We start from the raw sequence: 10,988 nt of genomic DNA on the forward strand, positions 1-10,988 counted from the left end.
GGTCGTTAAACATATTCTACCCGCTATGGGTTTATTTTTTAAAATCTGTTGCACTTAGATTGTAAATACTCAATAAAAAAATACCCCCTACATTTTCGTAGGAAGTATTTTTAGTTAACCATACCAGTTGACAGATACCCTTCATTTTTAAATTAATCAATATCTATATTAGCTTCTAGTTTCTTCTTCCTCCCTGCTTGAAGAACATAAACCGCAATGATAACTAATGCGATCCCAAGAATTTCAACTAAGGTCAAGTGGAGGTTAAAGAAGATTACACTCAATAATGAAGTTGTAATCGGCTGTAATGCATCCATAATACTAACAACATCTGAAGGCGCATAGCGAGTAGCAAGCATTAGTAAACTAAAAGGCAAGATTGTACCAAAAAGAACAACTGTTGCTACAGAGGCAACCAGTTCACCGCTGATTTGTGGTGGATTAACCCAAAATGGCCGGTAAATATTAAATAGAAGACTAGCAATGATCGTCCCCCAACCAAGTACAACAACTGGTGGGTTAGAATCAGCGGCCTTTTGCGGCAAGACAACGTAAAAGGCTGCTGTAATCCCTGAACCTAATCCCCACAATAGTGAGTCCATTGGAATATCTAGCTGAGTAAAGTTTCCCTTAGTCAATGCAAAGAAAACTCCAACTAACGCTAATCCAAAGGCAATTAAATCACTCCGGAAAGGTCGACGGTGTTTAAAGACAACTCCCCCAAGAACAATAAATAGTGGTGAAAGGTACTGCAAGATAGTTGAAGCAGAAGCATTCCCAGTTTGAATTGAATAGTAGAAAGTCAAGAGGTTAGCCATTAACCCAAAGATTGCATAAGCAATGACAGAAATTGTCGTATCACGATGTTTAAAAACATTAAAAGTCTTTTTTCCGTACATAAAGCCACTAATTACAAGCAAAATAATTCCGGCCGCAAATGTTCGAATAGAAAGCATCCATGTCGCTGGAATTGCTAGGTTCTGGGATATTAGCTGGAGAGTTGTCCCTGAAATCCCCCACATTATTGATGCAGTTGCCGCAATGATAATCCCTTTCATTATCGGATTACTTGTTTTCTTCACCATAAAGTACCCTTCTTCCTCATAAATTATTTATTTTTCTGTTGAGTATTCAAATTAAAAATTGGGATTTTAGGCCCCTGAATTTTTCTTGATTCTTGGTGTGAATAACTATTTTGTGATTTCCGTTCTTCAAATTGACGTTCATGTTCCTGAACATCGTGAACCGATTTTAGTCCCTGCCTGGACCAATTTCTTAAGATCCGATCCATATACTGAAGGCTCAAAGCATTATTCATTACCGCCTGCCTTAACGCTAGATCAATGATTGCTCCTTGATAATGATCACGGTCAATCCAATCATTAACGATCTGCATTTCCATTGGCGATAATGGTCGGCCGACTTCAGCTTCAATCTTATTAAACGTCGTCTTTCGTTGATTACTATTTTTAGTCTCAACCTTTTCAACCGCTTCTTGTTCATTAAAGGCGCCGATCTTATTAATTAGTGGCGTAAAATCCCAAAAGGCGTCTTCCTTCCCATCAGCTAATTTTCGCATCTGTTGGACAACCAGCTTATTGCTCATCATTTGATGTAAAAGATCAAAAACCTGATTTTCATCCGTTTGAAGGTGGCGCGCAATTTGACGAATGTCGGGATCGATAATCCCACGATCAAGGTAAGATTTAAATTCAAGATAGACAACCAACTGAGCTGTTGACATCCCTAATTCATGATAATGATGAAGAAGAATATTACTAATATTTGTCTCCCCAGCATTAAGGTATTGAACTAACGGATTATTTTCAGTCATTACGAACCCCCTTAATAAATTTAACCAAAAAAGATAAGGGTGTAGTGATCAAGGATCGTCCCCCTATCTTTATAAATTACAGATTATTAATTGATTGAATAACTTTACCTGTCTTAAAGTTAACTAATTCATAACATAATTGGCCTTTTTGATTACGGTAAGTAACCTCCCAGACCACCTTATCATTAAAAACTCCAGGAGCTGCTTTTAAGACTTTTTGTGGATTATGGTCTTGGCGAACTTGTTGAATTACTTGCTGTGCTGTCAGGCCACTATTTTGTTTCAACACCCGAACGTTTCCACCATGCTGAGGAACAACTACCAAGAGCGGTTGATCTTTATCATTCTTTCCTGCGATGGTGTAATAAGTACTTTCACGATTGTAAATGTAGAAGCTACCTGGATCTTTGAGGTGAGCATACTTTTTTGCAATGGAAACCGTTTGTCGTCTGGCTGCCGAACGTGGCTGATTACTAATGAGGTAAAAGATCCCCATAATAACAATAATTGCCACAATGACAATTAAAAGATTACGAATCGTTTGTCCAGTAGAACGATTTTGTTTGTCACGCTGGACCTCACGACGACTTTGCATGTAACTTCCCCTCTTTAAATTTATTAATCTTAAAAATTATACCAGAAATTTCTAGCTTTCGTTATTTGTCCGCTGCTTTTTTAAAAAATTTTTGGCACTTTCTACTACTTTAGTTGTTGGCAATTCCTCTACCGGCAAACACTTAGGCAGATTCTTTAACATTGAATATCCGTATCGCCGAGTACTAATCCTTGAATCAAGAATTACTCCAACTCCAAAGTCTTCAGGGGTTCGCAATAATCGACCAATTCCTTGTTGAAGTCTCATCGTTGCTTTAGGAAGTGAAGAATGATAAAAAGGATTTTTACCTTCACGTTTCAGCAAGTCATTATAAGCCCGATTCATAATCTCATCTGGTGAATCAAATGGCAAACGAGTAACAATCAATAACTCCAAAGCGTTTTTAGGCAAGTCAATTCCCTCCCAAAAACTAGACGCACCAAGTAAAATTGAACTTGTCCCACTCGCAAACTGTTTTAAAAGTTTTTCTCGTCGCCCGGTAATTCCCTGTGCCAAAATATCGCGTTGATCAAACAGATCAGTTTCTTTAAGTTGACTATAAACCTGTTCAATCGTTACCAGTGAATTAAAAAGAATCATCGTTTGACATTCGTTATCTTTGCATAGATCGTAAATTGTCTGGGCAAGATAGTGAATATATTCTTCATTATTGGTTCGGTTAGGGGTAGGTGCATCTTTAGCAATCAATAACTTTGCCTTTTCTGCATAGTTAAATGGTGAAGCAAAGCGCTTTTGAAGTGTTTGGGACCTCTCTAAATCTAACTGTTCATACAAGTAATTTGATCGACTTGAAGTAAAGAGGGTCGCACCAACGAATAACGGTTGAGCAAAGTATGGATAAACGTTCTCCGTTAAAAAGTGGTTAGCTGTCAAAAGACCACCACTGAGTTTCATTGAGCTATGTTCAGTGGATTGTTGAACAGTAAGCCAAAAAGCGGCTGAACTTCCTCGTTCTTCAAGAGTTTCTATAAATTGATGAAGCTTATTATCGGCATCAGCAGGGACAAACCATTGACTTTGGAACTGACTCATTAAATACCGATCACTAAAGAGCCACCGATCAGCCTGCTGCTCAAAAAGATGGCGTAATGCTACAAAGTGAAGCTGAATGCTTGCTAGAGCCTGTTCTAATTGCATTATTGGCTTACTAGTTGGCGTTAATAATGATAAGAGTTGTTGGTTATCCAATGGCTGTTCAATCAATTCATTAGGGTTACTTTGGATATTAAGCATAAACTGACGGTAGAGTGCTTGTTGAAAAGCATCATTAGCCTCATTTAGGGCACGTAAATCATCCCTTAGTAATTCAACATTATATGAGCCAAGAGCATGCTCTTCAAAAATATTTGCCAGATTACGTTCCTGATTGTTACTAACCAAATTCTTCAAAACATGAATTGCAGTTCGGATATTTTGAAAGTCAAGGATCTGGCGCGACCGACGAAGAATACTTTCACTTAAATGCTGAGCCTCATCAACTACTAGGTAAGGTCGACGAGTACCATCCCCTAACTCTTGAGCATGGTCAACTAAGTAGGAATGGTTAGTAATGATCACATTTGCCGTATGCAATTGTTTTTGCCGACGAATTAAGAAGTCGTCTTTATAAAATTCATTATCCTCACGCAGAGTTTTTACTCCCTGATGGCGGATCTCTGCAAAATAAGGAGAGCGTTGAGCATTTAAATTCAGTTCATCTAGGTCCCCACTAGTCGTCCCCAATAACCATACAAGGATCTTTGCCTTGATTAATTGAATATAGTCAGAGTCTTCGATAATACTTAGTGAATGAACAAATTTAGCAAGGTCGAGGTAATGAGAATTCCCCTTTACCACAACCCCATTTAATTCAAACGGAAGAATACGGTTTAATTGTTTCATTGCCTGCTGAGCAATCTGTTGCTGCAAAAGATTGGTAGCAGTACTTACAACAATTTTTTTATTAGGATATGCCGCATAAGCTAACGGAAGAAGGTAACCAAGTGTTTTTCCGGTTCCGGTACCAGCTTCAACAATCATTGACTTAGGTGCATCGTGAGTATAGTTATTATAAATACTATTCATCATCTTCGACTGGGTAGGCCGAAATTCCAACATTTCTCCATATAATTTTAGTTTAGCCCGCTTAGTTGATGGATAACGAACATTCACGACTTTACCTTGACTTGTCGCCGGGCGAACCTTATGGAGGACGATTCCGTGGCTGACGTATAGCTCATCAGATAATGGCAAAGGACTAGTTACCCGTCGTTCTAACTCTTCATCGAGGATCATCGTCGTTTGCTGAGGTAAATTTAATTTAAGTTCAACCAGCTTTTCAAGAGTTAAAGTTGGTAACTCCCGTAACCGTTTCATCAAGTCAACTAATAAGTGGGCAGTAGCCTCAGCATCTGAAACCGCGCTGTGGGGATGACTGTGTTCAATGGATAATGAACTAGTAAGATCCCGTAAGCGGTAACTCTTTGCAGTAGGCATGAGGATTTGACTCAAAGTTACCGTATCAATTGCCTCAATTGACAAAGAAGGGTAGCCAGCTCGTTCTAACTCTGCATTCAAAAACGGAAAATCAAAATTAACATTATGGGCAACAAAAATCGTTCCACTTAGAAGACTATAGAGTGTTCCTGCAACATCGTCAAAAAGTGGTGCATGACGGACATCGCTATTCTTGATTCCAGTTAATTGTGTAATCTGTCGTGGAATAGTCATCTGCGGATTAATTTTGGTTTCAAAATGATTAATGATTTCGCCATCTTGAACAAGGATACAACCAACCTGGATAATTCGGTCGCCATGATTAACACTTGTCCCGGTTGTCTCCAAATCAACGACTGAATATATTGGTCCACGAGTCTTCTTCCCTTTTTGCCGGCGTTTTATCGTTGTTGACAAAATATCACCATGTTTCGTTATTTATTCGATCAAAGTTCTGTTATTATGATACACCATTCGTTTTTTAAATTATAGTAACAATTGCCGCAGTCCTTTGGCAAATCAATAAATTTACGCTATTATTAATAATGGTATTTTACGAAGAAAGTAGGTTTTGATGTGAAAGAACAAGGAATCGGTCACAGTCATGCCAAACTAATCCTAATGGGCGAGCACAGCGTTGTCTACGGTGAACCAGCAATTGCCCTCCCTCTTCCTGACATTACATTAACAGTAACTATTGATCGTACAGATAAGGGTGGTCACCAAATTAAAAGCCGTTATTTTACGGGGCCATTAAATAAGTTACCGGAAAAGATGGCGGGTGTTCAACGATTGATCGCTTCACTAATGCATCGTTTTAATGGTGAAAGCGACCAATGGGTAATGACAATTGAAAGCCAATTACCGGCAGAACGAGGTATGGGATCATCTGCAGCAACAGCGATCGCAATCGTTCGTGCCTTTTTTGATTTATACGAAGAACAATTAAGCCGCGAATTACTGTTACAGCTTGCCGATATTGAAGAAGAAGTGACCCACCGAAGTCCATCTGGATTGGATGCTGCAACCGTCAGTTCAACTTCTCCCCTCTACTTTATTAAAGGTAAAGAAGGAGTCGCCTTAAAAATGAACCTCCATACGACTATGGTAATCGCTGATACAGGAATTAAGGGAGCAACTAAAGAAGCGATTGATGCGGTTAAAAATGAATTAGAGACTAATCATGATAGTGCGCAATCCCATATTAACCACCTTGGTAAATTAGTCAATTTAACAAGGGATTACCTAAAGAACGACGAAAGTATGAGTTTAGGAATCGCCTTAAATAGTGCCCAAAATGATTTGAAGGCATTAAAAGTAAGCGAACCACACCTTGAGCATTTAATCGCTACTGCTAATCGTAATGGTGCATTAGGCGCCAAATTAACGGGTGGTGGTCGCGGCGGCTGTATGTTTGCCCTTACTAAGACTGCACTTGGTGCCCGAAAACTAGCAGGAATTTTAAAAGATAATGGTGCTCAACAGGTTTGGTTACAACCACTTGGGGATACGGAGGAAAGCAATTAATGATTACTGCGCGTGCACATACTAACATCGCATTAGTTAAGTACTGGGGAAAAAAGGACCAGAAATTGATCATTCCGCAAACGGATAGTCTTTCACTAACGCTAAACGAATTTTATGCTGATACCAGTGTAGAATTTAGGGATGACCTAACTGCGGATCATATTGAAATTGATGGCCATGTAGTTACTGGTCATGCAGCTGACAAAGTCATCAATTTCCTTAATATTATTAGGAAATTGAGCGGAAAAAACAGCTATGCTAATGTCATTTCCACTAACCACGTTCCCATCTCGGCAGGATTAGCTTCTTCTGCTTCAGCATTTGCAGCATTGGCAACCGCTGCCAGTAAAGCTGCTGGACTGGAACTTGATCGTCGTGATCTTTCCCGTTTAGCTCGCCGAGGCTCTGGATCTGCCACGCGCTCCATTTATGGGGGACTTGTTGAGTGGCATCGAGGAACGGATGATCTCACTTCCTTTGCGGAACCAATTATGGAAAATGTTGATTTTGGGATTGAAATGATTGCACTCCTCCTTAATACTTCCAAAAAGAAAGTTTCAAGTCGGCAAGGGATGCAATCAAGTGTTGAAACATCGCCCTATTATCCTGCATGGCATAAAGTAGTTGCTCATGACATGGTAGCAATGAAAAGAGCTATCAATAATCAAGACATCGACCAAATTGGTCATATTGCTGAGAAAAATGCCTTGCGGATGCATGCACTCACCCTTTCTGCTGATCCAGGATACACTTACTTTAACGGTGAGACCATTCGTGCAATCCAAGCAATTAATGACTTGCGCTCTCAAGGAATTAGTTGTTACTATACTATGGATGCTGGTCCGAACGTAAAGGTAATTTATGACCGAAAAAATCGTTCAAAAATCATTGAATACTTGGGGAAGCTTTTTGGTCAAGAAAAGCTTATCGTATCAAAACCTGGACCAGGGGTAAAAATTATTAGTAAATAGGATTTGATTGAGAGGTTATGTAAGATTGATTACTGAAAAAGCACCTGGCAAACTTTATATTGCCGGTGAATATGCTGTTGTTGAAAATGGTTATCCAGCGATTTTAGTAGCACTGGATCAATTTGTTACCTGTTCAATTGAGGAAAGTGCCGCAGAAGTTGGTCGAATTATCAGTCGCCAATACCATAACAACGCTTTACAATGGCACCGCCTTGGAGAACAAATGGTTGTCGATAATCGTGACAACCCATTTTCGTATATTCTATCTGCAATTAAGGTAACTGAAGAATATGCACGGGCCTTTGCTCGTGAACTACGAATTTTTGATCTTCATATTGATAGTCAACTTGATAGTGAATCTGGAAAGAAGTACGGGCTTGGCTCGTCGGCTGCCGTTACCGTTGCCACGGTTAAAGCCCTTTGCCGTTTTTACAACCTTCCAGTAACAAAAGATGAAATTTTTAAATTAGCTGCCATTGCCCACTTTGAAGTCCAGGGGAATGGTTCACTGGGTGATGTTGCCGCTTCTGTTTACGGTGGCTGGATCGCTTACCATTCATTTGATCGTCAATGGCTCGCTCAACAGCGAAAGTACCTTGATTTGCGAACCCTTATTGAACTTCCTTGGCCCGATTTAAAAATTGAGTCACTAAAGGCGCCAAGCAACCTCCAACTTCTTATCGGCTGGACTGGAAAACCTGCCTCTACTTCACAGTTGGTAGATAAAATCTCACTATTTAAGGCTCGCCAGCAAAAAGAATATCACCAATTTCTAGAAGAAAGTAAGCACTGTATTCAACGGATGGTTGACGGTTTCCATAATGCTAACTTAGAGGCAATTAAAAATGAAATCCGTTATAATCGTGAGTTACTAAAACAATTAGGAACTAATTCCGGTGTTCACATTGAAACGCCAATCCTTAACAAGCTTTGTCAAATAGCTGAAGATTTTGGCGGTGCGGCCAAAACATCGGGTGCCGGTGGTGGTGACTGCGGGATTGTCGCCATTGATCGAAATAGCAATTTCAAGCAAGTATTAACAGAATGGACAGCAAATAAGATTGAGCAATTACCCCTTTCTGTTCACTTCATTGAAAATATTAAGGGTGAAATCAAACACCGACTTATTAAAAAAGAACAATAAATACTAAAAGAGTATGATAATTGATCAATTGATCTAAAATCACACTCTTTTACTTTATAATGGAATTAAATAATTTTGTTGTCATTTTGATGATTTTAAGGAGAACAGTTATGGAATCAAATCATGCTCAACGCAAGAACGAACACCTTTCATTGGCAACTAAACTTTACGATCAGGTCCATACTAATTCACTCGATAGTATGCAGATCATCCATCATAGCCTACCAGAAATTGCTCTAAAAGAGGTAACAACAGCTACAAGTTGCGGAAGACTAAATTTCACCTCCCCCTTCTTTATTGAGGCAATGACTGGTGGTAGCCAAAATGCATATCAGGTTAATCAGGAACTAGCAATTCTAGCAAAAAAGTACCAGCTTGCAATGGCCCTTGGTTCAGCTAGTATTATTTTTCATGATCCAGCTGCCAGGAAAAGTTTCTCCGTGGTTCGTGAAATAAATCCCGATGGTATTATCATTGCTAATTTGAGTGCCAAGGCAAGTTTAGAACAAGCGCGGACCATTATTGAGTTACTAAACGCTGATGCCTTAGAACTCCATATTAATACTACCCAGGAGTTAATTATGAATGACGGCGATCGTGACTTTCACTGGCTATCAAACATTGAATCATTGATTAACCATCTCGATGTTCCAGTAATCGTAAAAGAGGTTGGCTTTGGGATGAACACTGCAACAATCAATCAGCTCCAATCAATTGGCGTCCAGTTGATTAATATTAGTGGTCGCGGCGGTACCAATTTTGCGGCAATTGAGGATCGGCGAAACCGCCACACTAATTTTAATTTTCTCAATGACTGGGGACAAACAACATTAGAATCTTTACTTGAGGCTCGTCAAGCCCGTAAAGGAACTACCCAAATCATTGCCTCCGGTGGTATCTGTTCACCGCTCGATGTTGTTAAAGCAGGAATTCTTGGTGCGAATGCCGTTGGAGTGGCTGGATACTTTCTTAATCTCCTTATTCGCGACGGTTTCGATGCTCTTGATAAGGAGATCAATAATTGGCAGGCTACTCTTCCTCGTCTTCTTACCCTTCTCGGTTGTAGATCATTTAATGAATTAACCACAATTGATTTTGTTTTACATGGTAAAGAGTTAGAATATGCTCAACAACGTCATTTAATTTAAGGAGGTCTTTAAAAATTAATTGGCCAGTTACTATTGCCGCTGGTGTTGCTGGTGGGATAATTGGTGGTCTTGTTAAACTCGGTTGGGAAAACATTTTACCACCCCGGACACCGGAAAGAGATCAAACTAACCCACCGCAAAAGCTCCTTCAACAGTTAGGAATTCCTGCTAAGGTTACTCATTCAACATATTCCTACTCCGGTCACCAATTACCATGGGTAAGCTATTTGGTTCACTTCGGCTTTTCAATCGGATTTGGAGTTACCTATAGTATTGCTGGTCAACTTTTGCCATGGATTAAAATCGGTCATGGGGTTCCATTCGGAATTGCTGTTTGGGATGCATTTCATGTTGAATTAATGCCCGCTTTAGGAACTGTTCCAGCGGTCAAAGATCAATCACTTGAAGAACACGTTTCCGAAATTCTAGGGCATGCCGTTTGGATGTGGATAATTGATGAAATCATCCGTGGTATTAATAGTGAAGACTAACAGGAAAAGCAAAAATGCCCTATTATAAAAATATTTTATTTGACCTTGATGATACTCTACTTGACTACGGAGCCGCTGAAGATCATGCTTTAAGACAGCTCTTTAGTAACTTCAACATTCCATTAACCGCTAACACTAAACGAACTTTTCAAAACTATAACGTTAATATGTGGCAGAGATATGAACGAAACGAGCTTAGCTGGGATCAGTTAATGAACCACTTATTTGCTGACTACTTTAAGGTCTACCATAAGCTAAATGTCCCAGGGAGAAAGACAATCAAAACCTATCTCCACTACCTTAGCAATAACCATCAATTGATACCCGGCACGCGAACCGTAATGCAGTATTTAAAAGAAAATAACTATAGTGTATACGCGGTTACTAATGGTCAAAAGCTAGTCCAAGATAAACGATTAAAAGATTCTCAACTCTTGCAATACTTTAATGGAATTTTTATTTCCCAAGTTATTGGGTTCCAAAAGCCGAAAAAAGAAATGTTTGATTATGTATTAGCCAAAATTAATGGTCAGCAAACCAGTACTCTGATGATTGGCGACTCATTAAGTTCAGATGTTCAAGGTGGTGTTAACGCTCAGCTTGATACCGTGTGGTTTAATCCTCATTCACTTCACAATCCTACACGGATAACACCAACCTTCGAAATTCATCGGTTAACTGAATTAAAAACAATTCTTTAAAAAGGAGGCTGGGAATTAACTATTATTTTCTAGCTTCTAACTAAGAAAATGCGAACTATGATTTTTGATTTAATCAAAAAT

General features: G+C 39.3%; 10 protein-coding genes. 6 read left to right on the top strand and 4 right to left on the bottom strand.

Going from position 1 to position 10,988, the window contains the following annotated elements; all coding sequences use genetic code 11:
- Positions 1 to 152: 152 nt before the first annotated feature.
- From H9564_RS08555 to H9564_RS08570, 4 genes are all read right to left on the bottom strand, one after another.
- Positions 153 to 1,085 (bottom strand): DMT family transporter, encoded by a 933-nt coding sequence (locus H9564_RS08555; RefSeq protein WP_225209631.1) that lies wholly within the window; start codon positions 1,083 to 1,085, stop codon positions 153 to 155.
- Positions 1,086 to 1,108: 23 nt separating this feature from the next.
- On the bottom strand, positions 1,109 to 1,834 hold the full coding sequence (locus tag H9564_RS08560; RefSeq protein WP_191685056.1) for a DnaD domain-containing protein: 726 nt from the start codon (positions 1,832 to 1,834) through the stop codon (positions 1,109 to 1,111).
- Between the two features lie 76 nt (positions 1,835 to 1,910).
- Positions 1,911 to 2,429 (bottom strand): cell wall elongation regulator TseB-like domain-containing protein, encoded by a 519-nt coding sequence (locus tag H9564_RS08565; RefSeq protein WP_191685057.1) that lies wholly within the window; start codon positions 2,427 to 2,429, stop codon positions 1,911 to 1,913.
- Positions 2,430 to 2,480: 51 nt separating this feature from the next.
- A complete protein-coding gene (locus H9564_RS08570) occupies positions 2,481 to 5,342 on the bottom strand; it encodes a helicase C-terminal domain-containing protein (protein WP_191685058.1) in 2,862 nt (953 codons plus the stop codon).
- A gap of 159 nt (positions 5,343 to 5,501) precedes the next feature.
- Here H9564_RS08570 and mvk point away from each other — a divergent pair, with 159 nt between their 5' ends.
- The 6 genes from mvk to H9564_RS08600 all read left to right on the top strand — a co-directional run bounded on the left by mvk (position 5,502) and on the right by H9564_RS08600 (position 10,907).
- Positions 5,502 to 6,452, top strand: coding sequence for a mevalonate kinase (mvk, locus tag H9564_RS08575; protein WP_191685059.1), 951 nt, complete (start codon positions 5,502 to 5,504; stop codon positions 6,450 to 6,452).
- The gene (gene mvaD, locus H9564_RS08580; protein WP_191685060.1) at positions 6,452 to 7,423 is read left to right on the top strand and encodes a diphosphomevalonate decarboxylase; all 972 of its coding nucleotides are present in this window, start codon (positions 6,452 to 6,454) and stop codon (positions 7,421 to 7,423) included. Before mvk ends, mvaD begins: the two co-directional genes overlap by 1 nt.
- Positions 7,424 to 7,448: 25 nt before the next feature.
- Positions 7,449 to 8,567, top strand: a complete 1,119-nt coding sequence (locus tag H9564_RS08585; RefSeq protein ID WP_191685061.1) for a phosphomevalonate kinase — start codon at positions 7,449 to 7,451, stop codon at positions 8,565 to 8,567.
- A 110-nt stretch (positions 8,568 to 8,677) separates the two neighbouring features.
- A complete protein-coding gene (gene fni, locus H9564_RS08590) occupies positions 8,678 to 9,715 on the top strand; it encodes a type 2 isopentenyl-diphosphate Delta-isomerase (protein WP_191685062.1) in 1,038 nt (345 codons plus the stop codon).
- Complete coding sequence (locus H9564_RS08595) at positions 9,688 to 10,206, top strand: DUF1440 domain-containing protein (protein WP_191685065.1); 519 nt, start codon at positions 9,688 to 9,690, stop codon at positions 10,204 to 10,206. Before fni ends, H9564_RS08595 begins: the two co-directional genes overlap by 28 nt.
- Positions 10,207 to 10,220: 14 nt before the next feature.
- Entirely contained in the window at positions 10,221 to 10,907 is a 687-nt protein-coding gene (locus tag H9564_RS08600; protein WP_191685063.1) for a YjjG family noncanonical pyrimidine nucleotidase, read from the top strand.
- The last annotated feature ends 81 nt before the right edge of the window (positions 10,908 to 10,988 follow it).

The organism is Limosilactobacillus avistercoris, from assembly GCF_014836425.1.
GTDB lineage: Bacteria > Bacillota > Bacilli > Lactobacillales > Lactobacillaceae > Limosilactobacillus > Limosilactobacillus agrestimuris.